This is a genomic window from Asticcacaulis solisilvae (genome assembly GCF_052327315.1).
GTDB classification, from domain to species: Bacteria; Pseudomonadota; Alphaproteobacteria; order Caulobacterales; family Caulobacteraceae; genus Asticcacaulis; species Asticcacaulis solisilvae_B.
Genome location: NZ_CP166196.1, coordinates 2,173,283 through 2,190,733, shown reverse-complemented (window position 1 = coordinate 2,190,733; position 17,451 = coordinate 2,173,283). Strand labels below are relative to the sequence as shown.

Annotated in this window: 18 protein-coding genes; 3 read left to right on the top strand and 15 right to left on the bottom strand. The window is 60.2% G+C overall.

What is annotated here, in order from left to right; translation table 11 throughout:
* The first annotated feature begins 207 nt into the window (after positions 1 to 207).
* Entirely contained in the window at positions 208 to 1,233 is a 1,026-nt protein-coding gene (locus AB8717_RS10290) for an IS110 family transposase (RefSeq protein ID WP_443747245.1), read from the top strand.
* A 217-nt stretch (positions 1,234 to 1,450) separates the two neighbouring features.
* Here AB8717_RS10290 and AB8717_RS10285 read toward each other — a convergent pair whose 3' ends face one another.
* The 9 genes from AB8717_RS10285 to AB8717_RS10245 all read right to left on the bottom strand — a co-directional run bounded on the left by AB8717_RS10285 (position 1,451) and on the right by AB8717_RS10245 (position 9,649).
* Positions 1,451 to 3,040: a hypothetical protein gene (locus tag AB8717_RS10285; RefSeq protein ID WP_443747244.1), complete on the bottom strand. Its 1,590-nt coding sequence runs from the start codon at positions 3,038 to 3,040 to the stop codon at positions 1,451 to 1,453.
* A 1-nt stretch (position 3,041) separates the two neighbouring features.
* Complete coding sequence (locus AB8717_RS10280) at positions 3,042 to 3,641, bottom strand: hypothetical protein (protein WP_443747243.1); 600 nt, start codon at positions 3,639 to 3,641, stop codon at positions 3,042 to 3,044.
* Between the two features lie 23 nt (positions 3,642 to 3,664).
* Positions 3,665 to 6,109: a hypothetical protein gene (locus AB8717_RS10275; protein WP_443747242.1), complete on the bottom strand. Its 2,445-nt coding sequence runs from the start codon at positions 6,107 to 6,109 to the stop codon at positions 3,665 to 3,667.
* Positions 6,102 to 6,749 carry a hypothetical protein gene (locus AB8717_RS10270; protein WP_443747241.1) on the bottom strand — a complete coding sequence of 216 codons (648 nt, stop codon included), beginning with the start codon at positions 6,747 to 6,749 and terminating at the stop codon, positions 6,102 to 6,104. The genes AB8717_RS10275 and AB8717_RS10270 overlap by 8 nt, the downstream gene beginning before the upstream one ends.
* Positions 6,750 to 6,751: 2 nt before the next feature.
* Complete coding sequence (locus tag AB8717_RS10265; RefSeq protein ID WP_443747240.1) at positions 6,752 to 6,919, bottom strand: hypothetical protein; 168 nt, start codon at positions 6,917 to 6,919, stop codon at positions 6,752 to 6,754.
* 211 nt (positions 6,920 to 7,130) lie between these two features.
* Positions 7,131 to 7,598, bottom strand: coding sequence for a Bbp16 family capsid cement protein (locus AB8717_RS10260; protein ID WP_443747239.1), 468 nt, complete (start codon positions 7,596 to 7,598; stop codon positions 7,131 to 7,133).
* A 12-nt stretch (positions 7,599 to 7,610) separates the two neighbouring features.
* On the bottom strand, positions 7,611 to 8,618 hold the full coding sequence (locus AB8717_RS10255; RefSeq protein ID WP_443747238.1) for a major capsid protein: 1,008 nt from the start codon (positions 8,616 to 8,618) through the stop codon (positions 7,611 to 7,613).
* A gap of 139 nt (positions 8,619 to 8,757) precedes the next feature.
* On the bottom strand, positions 8,758 to 9,345 hold the full coding sequence (locus AB8717_RS10250) for a hypothetical protein (RefSeq protein WP_443747237.1): 588 nt from the start codon (positions 9,343 to 9,345) through the stop codon (positions 8,758 to 8,760).
* Entirely contained in the window at positions 9,338 to 9,649 is a 312-nt protein-coding gene (locus AB8717_RS10245) for a Bbp19 family protein (protein ID WP_443747236.1), read from the bottom strand. The genes AB8717_RS10250 and AB8717_RS10245 overlap by 8 nt, the downstream gene beginning before the upstream one ends.
* A gap of 112 nt (positions 9,650 to 9,761) precedes the next feature.
* Here AB8717_RS10245 and AB8717_RS10240 point away from each other — a divergent pair, with 112 nt between their 5' ends.
* Together AB8717_RS10240 and AB8717_RS10235 are read left to right on the top strand one after the other, a co-directional pair.
* A complete protein-coding gene (locus tag AB8717_RS10240; RefSeq protein WP_443747235.1) occupies positions 9,762 to 10,421 on the top strand; it encodes an HD domain-containing protein in 660 nt (219 codons plus the stop codon).
* A gap of 110 nt (positions 10,422 to 10,531) precedes the next feature.
* The gene (locus AB8717_RS10235; RefSeq protein WP_443747234.1) at positions 10,532 to 11,701 is read left to right on the top strand and encodes an acyltransferase family protein; all 1,170 of its coding nucleotides are present in this window, start codon (positions 10,532 to 10,534) and stop codon (positions 11,699 to 11,701) included.
* A gap of 312 nt (positions 11,702 to 12,013) precedes the next feature.
* On the opposite strand, the gene AB8717_RS10230 is transcribed toward AB8717_RS10235, so the two are convergent.
* The 6 genes from AB8717_RS10230 to AB8717_RS10205 all read right to left on the bottom strand — a co-directional run bounded on the left by AB8717_RS10230 (position 12,014) and on the right by AB8717_RS10205 (position 17,430).
* The gene (locus AB8717_RS10230; RefSeq protein ID WP_443747233.1) at positions 12,014 to 13,108 is read right to left on the bottom strand and encodes an acyltransferase family protein; all 1,095 of its coding nucleotides are present in this window, start codon (positions 13,106 to 13,108) and stop codon (positions 12,014 to 12,016) included.
* Positions 13,109 to 13,161: 53 nt separating this feature from the next.
* Positions 13,162 to 14,601 carry a hypothetical protein gene (locus tag AB8717_RS10225; RefSeq protein WP_443747232.1) on the bottom strand — a complete coding sequence of 480 codons (1,440 nt, stop codon included), beginning with the start codon at positions 14,599 to 14,601 and terminating at the stop codon, positions 13,162 to 13,164.
* Between the two features lie 77 nt (positions 14,602 to 14,678).
* Entirely contained in the window at positions 14,679 to 14,948 is a 270-nt protein-coding gene (locus AB8717_RS10220) for a spike base protein, RCAP_Rcc01079 family (protein ID WP_443747231.1), read from the bottom strand.
* Between the two features lie 13 nt (positions 14,949 to 14,961).
* Positions 14,962 to 16,668, bottom strand: a complete 1,707-nt coding sequence (locus tag AB8717_RS10215) for a portal protein (RefSeq protein ID WP_443747230.1) — start codon at positions 16,666 to 16,668, stop codon at positions 14,962 to 14,964.
* 1 nt (position 16,669) lies between these two features.
* Positions 16,670 to 16,969 carry a hypothetical protein gene (locus tag AB8717_RS10210; protein ID WP_443747229.1) on the bottom strand — a complete coding sequence of 100 codons (300 nt, stop codon included), beginning with the start codon at positions 16,967 to 16,969 and terminating at the stop codon, positions 16,670 to 16,672.
* Positions 16,969 to 17,430, bottom strand: a complete 462-nt coding sequence (locus AB8717_RS10205) for a GNAT family N-acetyltransferase (protein ID WP_443747228.1) — start codon at positions 17,428 to 17,430, stop codon at positions 16,969 to 16,971. Before AB8717_RS10205 ends, AB8717_RS10210 begins: the two co-directional genes overlap by 1 nt.
* Positions 17,431 to 17,451: the final 21 nt, after the last annotated feature.

Here is a 17,451-nt window from a genome sequence, read left to right as displayed (position 1 = left end):
TCGGCTTCACTACGTCCCCGACCCGGTCGCCTTCGACAGCCAGATATTGTCCGAGTCCTAAATCTCCAACGCGGTCGAGGTCGGTCGGGTCGATCGGTATTTTCGGATCAACCGGACTGGCGACTGCGGTGACATGGCGTAATTGCTTTATCGTGCCATTTTTGAGGTGACGTCGTTTTTGACGCCGCCTGATGAAGGAGAATGGTCATGACCGAGTTTTATGCCGGTTTGGATGTTTCCGACAAGACAACCCATATCTGCGCTGTCGACACTGACGGTAAAGTGGCTTGGCGGGGGGTATGCGTTACTGATCCCGAGATCATCGCGACGCAGTTGAACGCGCGTTGCCCTGACCTCGTCCGCGTCGTTCTTGAGACCGGCACCTTGTCGTCGTTCCTTTATCACGGCCTTCTGGAGCGCGGTCTTCCGGTCGTCTGCATCTGCGCCCGCCATGCCAAGGGCGTCCTGTCGGTCCAGGTGAACAAGAGCGATGTCCATGACGCCGAGGGCCTGGCGCAGATGGCGCGGACCGGCTGGTTCAAGGCCGTGCATATGAAGGATAGCCAGACCCACCTCGATCGGGCGCGGCTCAAGATGCGCGAGCAAATGGTCCGGGCTCACAACACCATGGTCAACCAGATGCGCGGCTTGCTGAAACTCTTTGGCTTGCGGCTGGGCGGATCGACCACGCCCGGCATGCGTAACAAGCGTCTTGACTTCCTGTTCCGCCAGAAGCCCGAGCTGCGGGACATCTTCGCACCCATGATAACCAGCCTGACGGCGCTCGAAGCCCAGATCAAGGCGATCTCCGCGACCATCAAACGGCGAGCCCAATCCGATGCGGTGTGTGAGCGCCTGATGACGGTCCCCGGCGTCGGGCCGATCACTGCTATGACCTACATCTGTAGCATCGAAGATCCGAAACGGTTCGCGCATGGTTGCGACGCCGGCGCCTATGCAGGTCTGGCGCCGCGACGATTCCAGTCGGGGGAGCGCGATACCAAAGGCCATATCTCAAAAGCCGGAGACCGGACCTTGCGCCATGCCCTGTACGAAGCTGCAAACAACCTGCTGTGCCGCGTCAAAAGGCCGTTCGCGCTTCAAACCTGGGGCAAGGCGCTGGCGCTAGCCAAGGGCGGAAAACGCGCCCGCGTCGCTGTCGCCCGAAAACTCGCCGCCCTTCTGCACAAGCTTTGGCTGTCGGGTGAGCGTTTCGACTGGGAAGCTGCCTGAGCGCACACACCCAGTCAAAACGCCCGACGCCAAAAGGGTGATCCCGACGTAACCTGAGAGGACAAAAACCTCGTCGGTGACATAGGGACACCCAGTCTTCCGAGCCATTTGCTCAACCGCCTGACCGCGACCTTGCCGGCACGAACATCACTTAAAGCTCCGACGCTTGTTTGTGACCCCGTAGACAACCATAGCTAACGGCAAATGAGCAAATCAATTAGACAACGGTTACGTTTGAAGCGCGCTCGGATGGAAGGTCTGGTGCATCAACCGAGTCGACTGGCTTCGTCTCCAGCACATCCTGCACATCCTGCGGCATATCGAAGAACGGATGGTCGCGTACGAGCGCCGCGCCTTCGCCTATGGCGACCTGCCGGCGTTCGTCGGGCGTCAGCACCTTGCCGCCGGCTTCGGCTGCGGCGATGGCCGCTTCCGCCCTGGACCGGAGCACACCCAATCTCGCCTTGCCTTCGACATCGAACGGACCGGGATTGGGGTCGAGGCCGAGGCCTGCGGCGATACCCCGGAAGGTGGTGTCGTCGAGACGCGGCGGCTGGCCGGCATCCGCCGCCTGTTTCTGCGCCTGCAATTGCGTGTTGAGATCGTCGCCAACCACGGGGACCGTCGCCTGGACCTGCGGGACCGACAGGTTGGACAGCGCATCATCGCTGGACAGGTCGTGATAGGCGGCGAACTGTCCAAGCTGACGGTCAAGCTTTTGATCTGGTGTCAGGCCCGTCAGCTTGTCGGCCAGTTGCTCGCGGTGCCAGTCGCTGAGCTGCTGTTGCTGGTCCTTGGGCAGGGCCAGGAACTGCGGCAGGGCCACGACTTGGGATGGCGAAGCGCCGTCCTTGACCTGGTTGATGAGGAAATTGGCGTAGCCGGCATGGGCGTCGTCACGGGCCTGGGTGAAGCCCAGAATGCGATGCAGGACTTCGTCGCGCTCCCGCATCAAAGCCTGCGCGTCGCCGCCATGACGATCGACCAGATCGTTCTCGATGGCGTCTAGGTCGATCGGATCGTTGAAGGACTTCGGGCCCAACCGGTTCCATAGGCCATCGATCGCTGTCTTTGCGTCCCAGGCCTTTCCGGCTTCAGCCAGCCGCTTGTCAAGGATATCGGCATCGTCTGCCGCCATGCCGTCGCGATGAACGTCGAAAAAGGCTTTCGCTCCCTCCACGTCGCCCTGGCTTAAGCGCGCAGTCACTACCGGCTCAACCACCTGCCGACCGAAGGCGAAGTTGGTCTGTTTGTCGAGGTCCTCGCCCGACAGGCCCTGTCCCAGGCCATCGGCGACAAGCGCTGCCCTCGCCTTGGCGGTATAACCATCGTCCTTGCCGTCCGTTCCCGCGATCAGGGCGCCCGTGGCATTGCTGACCGTCTGGTTCAGCACCTGCGAACGCCACACCCGGCCCTGTTCCGCTTCGTGCTTGACCAGGTCACGGGCGAAATCGTCGCGCATGTTGAGCGCGGCGGCATCGAACATGCCTTGCGGCCCCGGCATCAGCTTCGAAGAGATATCCTTCCAGCCCTGGTCGAACAGGGACAGGTAGTAGCCTGTCAACGCCTGGCCGCCGATGCCCTTGACCGCATCGCCGCCGAGCAGCGACCTGTACCCTGTATCGGGGTTGGACAATCCAAACCGCAGGCCCTGCAACTGGTTCGTCGCATCGAGCGCCACCGTCGTTTCAGCCCGGTCCCTTACCCCTTGGGCATAGGTATCGGCGGGACTATCGCTCGGAGGATTGCCGCCAAGGCCGAGGGACGGTGAAGTCGAAGCGTTTTGTCTGGTTGGAACGGTAGGCATGTCAGGTCCACATTTGCGTCTTTGCGGCTTCCGCCAGAGCGTCCTTCTTGCCGCCGCTCCACAGCTTGCCGAGACTCATCTGGAACGACTGCCATCCCTTCTGGGCCGCCGGGTTGGACCAACTGTTCGCCACCTGGCTGGAACTGCCGATAAGGCTGGTCACCGCCGACATGGTCGGTGAAATGCTCTTGCGCGTTGCCCGGTCCATCAGCGCCTGATTGCGGTAGGTGACGGCGTCCATGCGCAGGCCCATGGCCTGGCGCGCCGCATCGCCTTCGACCGCATTGCTGTCCACCTGCCCCATATAGTCGGTCGAAGACAGCTGGTTCACCGCGCTGTCAGAATCCAGCGCCACGCCATTGGCCGCCATGGCCGCGCGCTGGCTGCTTTTGGTCCGCGCCGTCTGCAGCATAATCCCCTGGCTCTGACGCTGACCGGCCATGACCGCGCCCCGCGCCTGTTGCTCTTTCATCTGCCCATTGAGATCGGCCAGCGTCGCATCCAGCCCCAGTTGCGTCCTTTGGCCCTGAGCCTGAGACCATGCCCCAATGGCATTGCTGGCGGCCCCGGCCGTCGTGGCGATTGCCGATGTTAAACCCATGACTTTCCTCTTTAAATGGCGGCCTAGCCGCCGATCTGCACTTCCGCGGTCAGCGACACGACGGTCACCGGCAAGGGGTCGGACTGGCGGATGCATATCTGCCCGCCGTCCGACCAGCCGCCGTCGAGCGTGATCTCCAGCTCACCCGTCAAAGGCGCCGGCGGCGTGCCGTATGGTTCATCCATTCGCTGCTTGTACTGGGTCAGGTCGTCGAAACCGGGCCCGGCGAAGACGCCCGATGCCTCGCTGACCCGCAGCCACACCTTGTTGACGCTCTTGGCGCGCCCCTGCCCCATGCCGTCGATTTCCAGCACGACGGGCAGGGTCTTTAGGTCCGCCTCGATCGGCAGCCCGATAGCGATAACCGAAGCTTCGTGGTCCAGCGTCACGGCGCCGTCCGTAACGATGCGGGGCGGATGGACCGCGCCATCGGCCAGGATGGACACCGTCTTGCCTTCCAGATGTGAAAGCCCCGACGTGACGGCCGTCACCGGCGCGCCGTCATAGCGCGCCCCGCAATCGACGATGTAGGCCTGGGCCGGGTCCTCGGTCTGGCGGCTTTCGAACCGCTCGACATAGCGCACGGTCTGCCCGGCCACCACGCGGCGGACGACGACATAGACTGCGTCCACGCTGTCCTCAGGCACCACGGTGACGCTTTCAAAGGCGCCGTCCGTATCGTGCCGCGCCATACCGGTGACCTGCTCCTCCGGCACATAGGTCAGGCTCAACAACCGGCCGTCGGAAGACACACACCACACGATGGGGTATGGCGCTTGCGCAAAGGCCATGTCGACCACATCCTTGCCGTCGAACAGGTCCGGATTGAAGCGCGACAAATCCGCCGAGACATAGCCCGACGATTGCCAGGAATAGCTGACCTCGCGCAGGTGCCCGCCGCGCGAGGCCACGTAGATCATGTTCTCGCTGGCCAGCACCGGCTGCACATTCGACGCGCCGACATTGGACTGCTGCTTGACGCTGGTCGAAGCCGGCGTCAGCGCGTCGGTATTGACCGAGGTGATCCGCCACACCGCCGAACTGGTCAGCAGCACCAGGGCCTGCAGCGGCACCAGGTGCTGGATGGTGTTGATCTTCTGCGCCGCCAGCCGGTAGGCGATGGCGTCGTCGTCGCGCGTCGGGATCGACTGGTTGAGGTTCGACTCGGTCGCCGACTTGGTCAGCCAGAAGTTCTGCGGCTTGTTGACCGTGCCGGCGAACGACCGGCGCTGCTCGTAATAGCTGACGGCGCGCGGATAGTTGCCGGCCCCGGAAAACGGGTTCGCGTTGCTGGGCGGCGTGCGCGAAATATCGGCCGTGATGTCGTCGTCCTGAAACAACGTCTCCTTCGTCTGGCCGATCAGTCCGTAAAGCCCGTTCGACTCCTTGTAGACATAATATCGAGTGGCGCCTGCCACGGGCGACCAGCGCACGATATTGTAGGCGCCTGTGTCGAACAGATTGTTACGCACGCCCATCTGGATGATGCTGCCGCTCGTACCGCCGCTCGAAAAACTGGCCACATCGCCGCCGGATACACGCAAGGTGATCGTCGTCAGCTCCAGTCCGAAGATCGTGTCGTGGGTCACGGAATCCACGACATAGTCACCGTCGTGATCGGAGCCCGACAGACGCGCCGGATCGCCGACAGACCAGTTCGGCCGCTTGTCGCCGGCAAGCAGGATCTTGCCTTCGCTCCAGGTGACGTCCGCGAAGGTATAGCTGGCGCCCTGTGCAGGCGCCGATGCCAGCGACTCCGCGCCGTCCGCCCCCAGGGCCGTGACGACATAGCTCTGGGTCAGCGGCGCGCCCGGATCGGTCGTCGCCGGTGTGGCATCCGCCCTGACGCCCGCGGGCGCAGCGACCGTCGCCCCGAAACTGATGACCGAATAGACCCATTTCGCCGGCCCGTAGCGGCGGACTTCAGCCGGCGGGTAGTTCTCATGCGTCAGGGTCAGCACATCGGCTGACTGCACATAACGGATGTCGAACAGATCGGCCTCGGTATAGGGCAGCGGCAGCTCGTACCACGGCCCGCCCATCGCTACCCAAAAAGCGCTGGTCGCTGGATTATGGTTCGTATTGTCGGTCTTGCAGTAATAGGTGACGCCCGACTGCGTCACCGCATCGCCGACCGTATAGGATGTCGCCGCCGACCAGGGCGCAGCCCCGGCCAGCAGCGTGCCCCCCTGGGTATGAAAGCGCGCATAGCCGGCGCCCAGCTCGATCGCCATGGTCTGGCTGTCGGAATAGGTGAAGGGGATCAGCCGCGCCGCCTTGTCGGCATACCGGCACGCATTGACATAGCGCGTGCCCGGCCGGTTCATTACCGGACCGTGCGGCAGCGGGATGAAGTTGCGGCACGCCGCCAGACCGGTGGCGTACTTCACCTGGTCGACACGGCCATAGAACTCGCCCGACACCTCGCCGCCGGCGAAGCTGCGGGCATTGGTGCGGACCTTAGTCATGGCGCACCCCGATCAGCCGGTCCTTGAGCCAGGGCGGACGGCCGCGCGTATCGTCGCGCCAGATGTCGCTGCGCGCCTGGCGGCTGTCCGACAGCTTGGCCCGTTCGACGACGCTCAACGCCGCCTTGAACTGGGCGTCGGCCATGCGCGCGCCTTCGTCGCCCTTCATTATCGGCCCGGCCAGGTACGAGGCCAGCAACCGCGCCACGGCGTCGACGAACAGGGGCGAAAACCGCGTAGGGTCCAGCACCCGCCAAGTGTAGCGTGCCACCGCGTTCTGCTGGTTGCAGTAGATGATGTCAGCGCCGCCCGCCGTTTCGCGGACGAAGGCCTGCTGCAGTTCTTCGCTGTCGGCGTCCGGCGGCAGGACCGCCAGCAACCGCAGACAATTGGCCGGCAAGGCATAGGTATAGGCCCAGGGCGACGCCGGCGGCGTGGCAACCGACTGGTCGGCCAGCACGGCGCGCGCGGTGTTGAAGCCCCAGTCGTAGGCTTCGAGCATGAAGTCCCGCGCCACGGGGTAAAAGCGCGAGCAATGCGAGGCCTGGGGCGAGCCCTCCGGGGGCTCGATACTGGCCACCGTCGCCTTGTCGCCCAGATGTGACAGCGCCAGATTACAGATATCGACGACGGTGGCCACGGTCAGTCCTCCTTGCCGGCGCCGGTATCGGCAGCCTTGGAGGACGATTTCACGGGTTCAAGATTGTCGGCGACTTCGCAGCCCTTGCCCGGATCATACTCGACCTCGGCGCCCGGCTCCTGAAGCGCGTTATTGATAAAACTGCGTTGCGTAACAATAAATTTCGGCATGAAAGGCCTCCTCAACGATCCGATTGGCATCGTTTCTTCGCCCTCCCCATTTTTGGGGTGAGCGAGGCAAAAGTATAGCTTTCGCCCGCGAAGGGACCGCCGTCAGGCGGTGGGCGGGGCAATCCCCTCTCCCCTTAAGGGGAGAGGGTTAGGCGCGGGGCGGCGAGCCTGAGGGGTTGTCAGCCCCGGACGCGACAGAAGCCGCTACCCGCTACAGAACACTGAACCCACCCGGATAGGTCTTCTGCCCACCCTGGTACTCGGCGCCGAAGTCACCAAAGACAGCACCCGCCGTCCCCGTCCCCGTCGGCGTATACCGCAGCCCCAGATACCGCTGGCCGACGCTACCGATGCGCGGATTGAGTTCGATGACGAACCGCGCGCCAGCGGTCAGCGACGCCACCGGAATGGCGCCAGACGAACCGATGACGGTGACATTGGACGACAGGGCGGCGTCGTCGGCCTGAATGGCCTCGACCGTCAGGGCGGTCAGGCCGGCAAAGGCCGTGACGACCTCTACCCTGCCTTTCAGCAGGTCGTTGCCCTGGCCGATGTCGCGGTTCTGCCCCAGGTCAATCGTATTCGCCGACAGGACGGCGGACGACCCGGTAACGGTCTGGCCGGTGATGACATTGGCGGCGGACGTGCCCGAAACGATAAGATTGTTGTCGATGATCATAAGCCAGACTCCTTAAACCACGCGGGCTTCGGTATTGAGGATCAGGTCGCACTTGCGCAGCGGAATGCCGTCGAACGTCGTCCAGTTCATCTGGTTGCCGAACTGGTCCAGCGCCTGCTGCACGGACAGGGCGGCGTTCGATTTGTTCAGCGCCTGGATGCGCAGCATCTCGTAGACGGTGCGGTTCATGTAGAAGGCCGCGCGGCCCATGCGCAGGTTTGGGATGCGGGCGACCGCCTTGGTCATCAGCTTGATCAGGTCGGCCTGGGCGCCTGCGTCGGCCACCAGGTTGGCCGTATTGATGTTGCAGACGCGGACGACATAGCGCCAGTCCTTGACCACCAGGCCGTTGTCCCAGTTGTAGAGCGAACGCAGGGCGCGGAAGTAGTTGCCGCTGGAATCCTGCACGTCGCCCTCGCCCAGGTCCTGGTGGTTCAGGCCGGCTTTCGAGCCCTTGGGGAAGGGACAGAAGACCGTCTCCTCGCCCCACACCACCAGCCAGATCGAGGTGTTGTTGGTCGAGCTGCCGCCGGCGTCGATGATGTTCTGCGCATTGCCGGCGCCCGAAATCGTACCGTAGCGGGGCGCGAGGCCCAGATACTGGTGCGGATCGTTGGCCGGGTTGCCGTAGAACAGGGTCGAGGCCTGGGTCTGGTTCATCGCCTCCAGGAAGGCGGTGTCTTCCGACAGGCGGAAGCCGGCGGTATTGCCGTTCAGCTCGGCCAGCTTGACGTCGATATGGCTGCGCGCCTCCAGCATGCCGCAGGTCTCGTCGACCTGCGCCGTGGTGGACTTCGACGGCGGAATGCCCTGGTTGATCGAGCGCCAGTAGACGGTCGGCAGGCCCGTACGGATGATGACGCGGTGCCCGGTCGGCAGATTGCCTTCCTTGAACACGGCGTCTTCGAGGATTTCATTGGACTGCGACAGAAGCTCGGCGACGGCCGGGATGCGGCCGCCGGGATCCTGGCGCTTGGCCCAGTCGGCGAGAGTCAGTTGACCGGTGGAAAGAGTAGCCATGCAGTGGCTCCTTCATGGATAAGAAAAGATCTAAGGGGTTGAATTTGCTTTCTCCTTCCCCGTTTACGGGGAAGGTGGCTGGGTCGGCGCCAAGCCGATCCAGACGGAAGGGGCGAGTCATGGGCACCAGGCCCCTGCGTCACCCCGCCCCGGGATAAAGCCGCGACGCCATATCGGCGCCGCGCGTGCCCGCGCTCCGGTCGCCCGAAACGAAGGTGTCGTCGGAAATCGCCTTGCCGACCCGGGCGATAAACCGGACCAGCTCGGGGTGATTGCCGAGACGGGTTTCGTTCAGCAGGCTTTTCAGCTGCGGCGTTCCGAAGGCATCCATGGCCCGGCTTCCCGCGGCAAGCGCTTCGTTCAGCTTGTCGCCGCCCAGCTCCGCATCGGATTTCGTGGCATGAACCCATGCCTCCGATGCGTCATTGAGCGCCTTGGCTTGAGCGTCGGCCCACCGCTGTGCCTGCCGGGCGCCGAGGTCGGCGATCTTCTGCGCCTGGTCCTGCGGAAGATTGAGCGCCCGCGCCAGGTCCTTGAGGTCGCCGGCCACGGCCGGATCGATCGCGATGCCATCCGGCAAGGCGAAATCGGCATAGGTTTCCGGCGCGCCGTCGGGCGCGCCGGTCCCGGTTGCATGCTCGCCGCCGATCAGAATTTCGGCGGCGCCTTCAGCCCCTGCGCCTTGGGTGTCGTCCTGGGCGCCAGGGGTGGTCTCGGTATCAGTCATTCTCGGTGCTCTCCTGCATCATGACCGTGTATTGCTCGGGCGCATGGCGATGGACCTTGTCGATCAGGACAAGGCCGACATTGCGCTGGCCCTCGTTGAAGAAGGTGTGGGAATTGCCGGTGAAGCTGGTGCGGTAGACCCCGCACGTATCGAGAAGCCGGCGGACGATCCTGCGCCCGCGGGCATCGCTGAGCAGCCATCGCCAGTCTTCACGTTCATTGAGGCTCGCGGTGCGATCCCGCTCGGCCTTTTCCCTGGCGGCCCGTTCCTGGGCCCGTATGTCAATGGTGTTCTTGTGATCCATGCGGCCAACCTACTGGCGCGCAATTCAGCTCCGCATACCACCCTACCCGCCTGCCCATCCTGATGCAGAGGCGCTCTTTCTAGCCGCTGAGATTCGGCCTAAAACGGCATTCATGCCCTCGCCCTCGCCCGCTGAAGCCGTCAAAACCCGCTGGATGCATCTGGCAAACGACCTGCAGCTACCGGCTGCGGTCATGAGCGCCGCGTGGTCGGAACTCGAAACAGCCTACAGCGAACCACACCGCCACTATCACACGCTGACGCATATCGAGGCCGTCCTCTCGGCGCTCGACAGCCATCGCGGCCAGTTCGACGATGCCCAGGTTGCTGAACTGGCGCTGGTCTACCACGACCTGGTCTACGACCCGGCGCGCCAGGACAACGAAACCCAAAGCGCCGCACGGCTGCTCGACCGTCTTTCAGGATATTTGCCGGAAGCGCGCCTCGCTCGCGCTGCTGGGCATATTGAGGCGACCAGACACCACAACGCCACCGAGGATCTGGATGCAAACCTGTTGCTCGATATCGACATGTCGGTTCTGGGCGCGCCATGGCCGGACTACCTGGCGTACGCGCAGGGCGTACGCGCCGAATACGAACCCATCTACGGCGCCGAGGCCTACGCTGCCGGCCGCGCCAAACTCTTCCTGGAACCGACGCTGGCGAAGGACCGGATATTCCTGACCCAGGCGTTTGCCCGCCTGGAAAGCGCGGCGCGAGAAAACCTTGACCTAGAGCTTAGCCTATGGAGGGCAGGCAATCTGTTCGTATAGCCGCGCCGTGTTGCGGCGCAGTAACATTAACGTCAGACGCGCAAGAAAATATTGCAACGCAATATTTCCGGCAATACCGTACCAGCATATCTCAGCAAAGGGTACGGTCCATGGCATCGGCGACAAAGCACCGATTCGAAGCCCTTGACGCTTTTCGCGGCTTTTTCGCCGTCGTCATCGTTCTCTATCATTTTTCAACCTACGGCTATTTTTACGATCTGCCCCTGGTCAGAAATGCGAGCTACGGAGTCGACTTCTTTTTTGTGCTTTCCGGCTTTGTGATCACCAGCGCCTACCTGGACAAGGTGCGGCAAAATCCTGATTTTCCAGAATTCGTTGTCCGGCGCTTCGGGCGCATATGGCCGCTCCATATCGTAATGCTCGCTTTGTTAGTGGGTCTTGAGTTTGCCAAGCTTTTGACGCTCAGGTTTGCCCATCTTAACAGCGGCCAGCCCCCTTTCTCAGGAGCCAATGACATACCGTCGCTCATTGCCGGTGTCTTTATGCTGAACGGTGTGGGCTTTTTCAAAGACTTCACATGGAACATTCCCAGCTGGTCGATCAGCGCGGAGTTCTACACGTACCTGATCTTCTATTTCTGTGCCGCCCGCGACAAGATCTACGCCTGGGTGGCCATCGCTGTTGTTGCCGCTTCGGGCGCGGCCATGGTCTGGTTCGGCCTGCCTCCGCACAAGCTCCGGATTATCGAAGGCTATGGTTTTATCAGTTGCATCTTCGATTTCATGGTTGGTTCCCTCGCTTTTCTGGCTTTTCGCAAAGGCCTTGTCGCGCGGTCCAACACGACTGCCGAGGTGTTGGCTGTAACGATGCTTTTTTCGATGTTCTTTCTGTCCATCCCGCTGCAGGCAGTTGTTGCTCCGCTGGCTTTCGCTATCGTGATCCTTGTCTTTTCGCGACAATCCGGCGCGATCTCGAAAATGGCCATGATGCGATTTCCGCAATACCTCGGAAAGACCTCGTACTCGATCTATCTGCTGCACTTCGTGCTGATAGAATTTGTTATGAGCGGGCTGCGGGTGATTTCAGGCAAATTTCACGTGCCTATATTCAAACTCGCCGGTGACACGACAGTGATCTGGTTCGGCCCTCGACTGCTGATGGACGGTGTGGCCTTGATCTTCGTCGCTATCGTGATCCTGCTGAGCGGCGTGACCTATCGTGTGATTGAAGAATCGGCACGAAAAAATTTCTACAAATTCGATGTCAAAAAATTGTGGGATAAAGGTGGGCATCGAAGGCCCGCAACTCACATTGAGTGACCTACCGAAGTCATGCTGCAGTTGGGCGCCTGTTAGGCAAACTGTTCCGCCCGCTTAAATGTCGATTTGCCAAAAGGCATACTAAATCGATCAGATAGCATAGTTACCGGACGACTCTGATCTACTTTAGCACACTGATACCTAAGTAGTGGTATGCGTAAAAATTGCATTGCCGTCGGCGGGAAGAGAATACAACTACAGTAATTTGACCCACAACCGAGCAAACTTACCGGAAGAAATTATACTCAAAGGATTACTCTTGAACACGGTAGTTCCAAGCCCCCAAATACCTGTTCGCTGACATGGATGGTGCTATTCCGCAACCGCTTTAAGTGGCTTCGATTTCACCGGTTTCGATGCTAATACCTTGCGAATGGGAGCTTCAAATAGGGAATAAGACCAGTAGCCTATAACGCCTGCGATAAGTCCCGTTACAGGGATTTGCCACAAGCTACCATCGCCGAACACACCTCTGAAAGCTGACACGGCTACGGTAAGGGCGATAAGATGGAATAAGTAAATCGAATACGATCTGTCTCCTACGCCATCAAGAAAAAGCTCCCATTTCATCAGCCAAGCGGGACGTTTAGCATTGATACATGACAAGACAGCTCCTGCGCTTACGAGAAAGGAGATGCCTGCTCGCCAAATCGGATACTTGTTCGGCATAATGACGTTAAATATAACGACGAGCAGTAATCCCAAGATCATGACGACTTCAGAAGGAACGTGTTGTGCAGCTTCGGGAAGCCACTTCTTTCTTTCCGCAACGGCCAAGGCCATCCCCAGAGGGAACATGAGCATTACTCGTTGAGCATAAAAAAGTAGTTCTTGTGGCGCTCGCTCGCCCATGACCTTTTCACACACCATACCTGCCAAAAAAACTGCTAAGACTCCTCCAAAGGTGATTGTCAGCCCTAGCCAGCGGCGGAAAAAGAGGCCGATGGTAAAAATTACGTAGAAGAACATTTCGCAATTAAGGGACCAGCCGACTTGCAAAATCGGGTTCATGCTATCTCCGCCCTTCGAGGAGGGATCGGGCAGGAAGAGAAATGTTCGGACAAAATTTGCCGGGGTAAAGCTTTGCCCGGCCAAAAATATAAGAACGGGAAGCGCAATTAACGTGGCAATGTAATAAGTTGGCACAATGCGCTTTATGCGTGCTTCGGCGAACTTGCCTGGCGATCTTGGTTGAGCAAATCGCTCCCAGGTCGTTGCGACCATGATGTAGCCGGATATTGCGAAAAAGACCTGGACGCCGAAAGCGCCCATGTCTCCGGCGAATGGGACCAGCCACTTATAAGCCGGCGCGTGATCGCAAAAGCGAAGGATAGAATGGTCAATCACAACCAGAAGCGCCGCGATACCACGCAAACCCTGTAAGGGCACATTGACCTGTTTTGACATATCCCACTCCGTCCCACCGCACATAAGCACATATTGTGCAACTGCGGTAGGCCTCAGAGCATTGGTGGCGTCAGTTTATATGGATGCCCATCAGGCAGAGTCATATTATGATTGTACCTATGCGCTACATATCCCTCCATACGCTGCCTCAAATCCGCCGAGACGGTTCCCGTAAGTACCTGCAAGCTGCTTAGATCAAGGTCTACCGCTCGGTTTAGGGCGGCATTGTTAAGGAGAACACCGTTGTCGAACAGCCGTCCGCCTCCGTTTTCACCCGAACTCGTAGCGCAAATCATGGCGAAGATAGCTCCGCTGCTTAGCATTGTCCCCGATCCATTCGCGACCGGAACTCCGTTACTGTAAAAAGTATAACCAGTTGATGTCCAGAGATAGCCTACTAATGTCGGAACCGTGAGATCATATACGGCACCTGATGATCTGGTTGTGCCGGTCGCTCCGATATGATTTGTACCAACAGTCGTACTCGCTGAGGTAAACATCGCGTTTACTCCAGCAGCCCACATATTGAACGTCATATTGGTGTCTGCGGCAACATTCGATCGAATACCTGGCACGACGACCAAGTCAGCCTTCATAAATTCATTCAGACCGTGCACGCCACCATGCCGATAGGCATCATTGCATATCCAAAAAGTCCGCCCATCATCTGTATATATTCCTTCAATGCAGTCCGCGTCAGTTACCCACTGATTCAAGAAGTTGTTGGCGTTCTGATCAAATTTCGTGATCAAACCTTTGGAAAGATTTGGGCCGGAAGAGACATATACGTTTCCATAAATGTCTACAAACAGATGGTCCGAATATGAGCCAGGAACGGCAATGTTTTTGCTAGATATTAGGGATTGATCCGAAACCTTGTACCATCGGATATTCTGTGGAGACGCTCCGCCGTCGTCTTCAACAATTATAACCCAAGCATTTTGTGTCGGATCATATGCTAGTCCATTGATATTCATTGCCGGCGCTGGCGTAAATTTTTCCAATAGTGAACCGCTCACCGGGTCAACTATATAGATCGTATTGTCGCCTCTGTGGGCCATCGCGACGCGACCAACGGAATCAACGGCCACCCCCTGTATGTCCGTTAATGTAGAAGGGCTGAACGACGACATATAAACCGTCCTCAGTACGGTGCTGAAATCGGCGCTCAACTGCACCACCCCAGAATAATACGTTGTATCGGTATCCAGGTTTCGCCCGCCATTTCCCACCCACCATGTTCCGTCGCGGCCGCGTGCCAGTCCTGTACAGGTAAAACCCTTTCCACTTACGGAATAAGGGAGATCTGGGCACGTAATTCGTGCATAGCCAGCACTTCCTCCAGATTTTGACTGCGCCACGAACGTAGGCTGTTTATTGGAAGTTGCCTGACTAAGGTCGCGAACGTTTCCACTTAAATCCCGCCAGATTGATACGGCGTTTGATGATTGGCCAAGACTGGAAGGTGTCAATGCGTCCCAATCGGCAACCAAAGTAGATGCCCCTAACCAGCGTGGCGTCCACCGCCTCGGGTTACTGGAAATTCCTATTCCCACACCGATCCCAGGCATCAGTAAAGCACCACAACGCCAGTGGCAGTGGTACCAGTCGACCAAATACGAGTGGCAACGAACGGATGAGCAAAGCCAGCGCCGAGCGTTAAAGTTACGACGTCACCAGCAGCCAATGTCATTTTGACTACGCCAGCACCCTCGACCCAGATTGCGCGACAAGGGCCATTCGCCAGATCAGTATTATCACTAGGTGTTACAGGCGCCGCACCCGTAATCGGCTGGGTCATTCCCGCATCGAGTTTTTCAACAGCTAGGGAAAGAGGCATATCAAGTCTCCATCTAAGAATTCGAGCCGTAGCCCGTCAGTTGGTTCATCACATCCGACGCGACATTGCCGCCGGTCGTCGGCACCTTGCCGAGCTTCGAAGCCGCATCGACCATCATGCCGGCATGCTGCATCTGGGTTTGTTGCGCCTGGGCTTGGGCGCGCTGTTGCCGTGCCTGCGCAACATCGTCGTCGCTGTTGATCAGGTCCGGCGGCACACCCAGCAGATCGCCGTACTCATCCGCCCAGCGATCGGCATTGAACTTGTCCAGCACTTCCGGCTTGAACTGCGCCACCGATCCCAGCCCGCCGACCCAGCGATCGATCCCATTGGTCGCAATCATGCGCTGCGCCTGAGCCAGCACCGAAATGTACTCAATCTCCAGCGGCAGGCCGTGCAGCACCTCAGGCGGCTCCGGTAGAATCCCGGCCTTGGCGCAGCGCTCGAACGTGATGTCGATCAGCGGCCGCAACAGCTCCGACTCCAGCCGCTCCAGCACCGGCCCCAGCACCAGCATCTTTTCTTCATGCCGCTCTGCGATCTCGGCCGCCGTCTTCTGGACATCCGAAGCGCCCGAAATCATCAGGAACAGGTCGCTGTAAAACGCCGCCCGGATGCGCCGGCGCGTGTCCTCGATGTCGGCCAACAGGTGGTTGAGGTCGATGCTGACCTCCATCAGGTTACGCACGGCGGCCTGTGGACCGCCCGCATCGACATAGGTCACGCCGCCGGGCAGCATATCGACCTCGCCCCCCTTCAGCGCCATCGGCACCTGCAGCGCCGGCCGCGTCAGCTGGTCGATGCCCTGCGCCTTGCGCAACTGCTCGTGCTGCAACTGCTTGACCGCGCCCAGGGCCCGCATACCCGGCGACCGCCCGTAAATATCCCCGCCCGTCTTGTGCCAGCGCGGCGCCAGAACGCGCAAGCTCTCGAACCCGCTGTCGCGCAGCAGCGTCTTGTCGTCGCCGCGCATCTCGAAATAGGTCGACCGCCAGGCCTTGTGACGCGCATCCTTGCGATCCGGATCGCGATCCTCGCGCGGTTCCACCGCATGACAGACCGTTACCCAGGCATCCAGCGAATTGCGATCGTACAAGGCCCGCGTCGCCGGCGAACAGTTATCGTAGCCGAACTCGCGCACCACCTCGCCGACCGTCTTCTGGAATTCGCGGTACAGCGTATTGACCCGCCCCCGGAAATCCGATGCCAGGCAGAACTCGCCGACCGGCGACGTGTAATGGTGGATTACCGTATCGAAATCGTCCATGACGACCGAACACGCCGTCCCGAACAGACCCAGCTCATAATAGACATTATGCAGCGCCAGATAGGTATTCGACTTGGCGAAAATATCCAAAAGCAGCCGCTGACATTCCGCAAGCCACACCTTTACGTCGTGGTCATCGCGCAGTTTCGGGTCGCCGACGCCCAGCCGGAACCAGGGCCGTGCCGGACTGGTCAGCCCACCCATCAAACCCGCCGCCAGGATATCCAGCGCCTCGGTGGCGCAGTCGTCGATGATGTTGTTGAACTGGTGCAGTTCGCCCCGGTTGCGGTCACCCACATAGAACCGGCCCGCATAGGGCTGGATGTAGTCGCTGAGATCCTGGTACATGGGCAGCCACCCTGCCCGCTCGGACTTCAGCAGGTTCAGCCGGCGCACGATCCGCGCCTTGCCGCTCAACCCGTCCCGGCATCCCGTGTCGGAAGTTTCGCTCATCTCATTGCCCCAAAAGCGTGTTGCTGCCGATGCTCGATGCACCGACCGGAGCACCGGCCGAACCGGTCAGGTTGGTATTGGAAACACCCTGCTGGTTGCCGAACATGATGTTGGCGATATCGGGCTTGCGGGCATTGGCCTTGTTGACGGCGCGCTGCTGTTCGGCTGCCTGGTCCTGCGCCGCCTTGGCGGCGCTGGCGGCCGCGCGCTTCATGTGTCCGGCCTGCTGGAAAGCGTTTACGGTCTGGCCGACGGCCGTCGCGCCGCCGATGATGGCGGACAGAGTGGGGGCGATACCCATCACAGCACCTTTGAGAAAATGATGTCCTGAATGCGATAGCCAAGCTGCGGCATCATGGCCTGCAGCGCGGTACCGTCCTTGGCGTGCCACAGCATCATGCGCGCGCCACGCGCCCGCACCGCGTCTTCCGTGGCATGGATCAGCGCCAATCCGTCCTGGGTCCTGCGATAGCGCGGGTGAACGAACAGAAGATCGTTCTGCCCGACGACCAGATCGCCGTAATGCATATTGGCGTCGACAATATTGACGGAATAACCGATCAGGCTGTCACCGTCGAAAAGCCCCAGCGACACCATCATGCCGGCCGCTTCCAGCGCGTCATAGCGGTCGCGGCGCGGTTTCAACTCCATGATGTCGGGATTGGTCGCCAATTCGCGGCGGTGCGCCTGGAGCAGCGTCCAGGCCTTGTCGATCCACTCGGAGGCCTTGATGGACCGGATTTTGAGAACGGCGTGTGTCATGACGCCGGTTATCGGCCCGCC

What these genes read in the sequence shown, in the direction of transcription:
- AB8717_RS10290 (WP_443747245.1), top strand. Translation starts at nt 208, where the DNA reads ATGACCGAGTTTTATGCCGGTTTGGATGTTTCCGACAAGACAACCCAT.
- AB8717_RS10285 (WP_443747244.1), bottom strand. Translation starts at nt 3,040, where the DNA reads ATGCCTACCGTTCCAACCAGACAAAACGCTTCGACTTCACCGTCCCTC.
- AB8717_RS10280 (WP_443747243.1), bottom strand. Translation starts at nt 3,641, where the DNA reads ATGGGTTTAACATCGGCAATCGCCACGACGGCCGGGGCCGCCAGCAAT.
- AB8717_RS10275 (WP_443747242.1), bottom strand. Translation starts at nt 6,109, where the DNA reads ATGACTAAGGTCCGCACCAATGCCCGCAGCTTCGCCGGCGGCGAGGTG.
- AB8717_RS10265 (WP_443747240.1), bottom strand. Translation starts at nt 6,919, where the DNA reads ATGCCGAAATTTATTGTTACGCAACGCAGTTTTATCAATAACGCGCTT.
- AB8717_RS10260 (WP_443747239.1), bottom strand. Translation starts at nt 7,598, where the DNA reads ATGATCATCGACAACAATCTTATCGTTTCGGGCACGTCCGCCGCCAAT.
- AB8717_RS10255 (WP_443747238.1), bottom strand. Translation starts at nt 8,618, where the DNA reads ATGGCTACTCTTTCCACCGGTCAACTGACTCTCGCCGACTGGGCCAAG.
- AB8717_RS10250 (WP_443747237.1), bottom strand. Translation starts at nt 9,345, where the DNA reads ATGACTGATACCGAGACCACCCCTGGCGCCCAGGACGACACCCAAGGC.
- AB8717_RS10245 (WP_443747236.1), bottom strand. Translation starts at nt 9,649, where the DNA reads ATGGATCACAAGAACACCATTGACATACGGGCCCAGGAACGGGCCGCC.
- AB8717_RS10240 (WP_443747235.1), top strand. Translation starts at nt 9,762, where the DNA reads ATGCCCTCGCCCTCGCCCGCTGAAGCCGTCAAAACCCGCTGGATGCAT.
- AB8717_RS10235 (WP_443747234.1), top strand. Translation starts at nt 10,532, where the DNA reads ATGGCATCGGCGACAAAGCACCGATTCGAAGCCCTTGACGCTTTTCGC.
- AB8717_RS10230 (WP_443747233.1), bottom strand. Translation starts at nt 13,108, where the DNA reads ATGTCAAAACAGGTCAATGTGCCCTTACAGGGTTTGCGTGGTATCGCG.
- AB8717_RS10220 (WP_443747231.1), bottom strand. Translation starts at nt 14,948, where the DNA reads ATGCCTCTTTCCCTAGCTGTTGAAAAACTCGATGCGGGAATGACCCAG.
- AB8717_RS10215 (WP_443747230.1), bottom strand. Translation starts at nt 16,668, where the DNA reads ATGAGCGAAACTTCCGACACGGGATGCCGGGACGGGTTGAGCGGCAAG.
- AB8717_RS10210 (WP_443747229.1), bottom strand. Translation starts at nt 16,969, where the DNA reads ATGGGTATCGCCCCCACTCTGTCCGCCATCATCGGCGGCGCGACGGCC.
- AB8717_RS10205 (WP_443747228.1), bottom strand. Translation starts at nt 17,430, where the DNA reads ATGACACACGCCGTTCTCAAAATCCGGTCCATCAAGGCCTCCGAGTGG.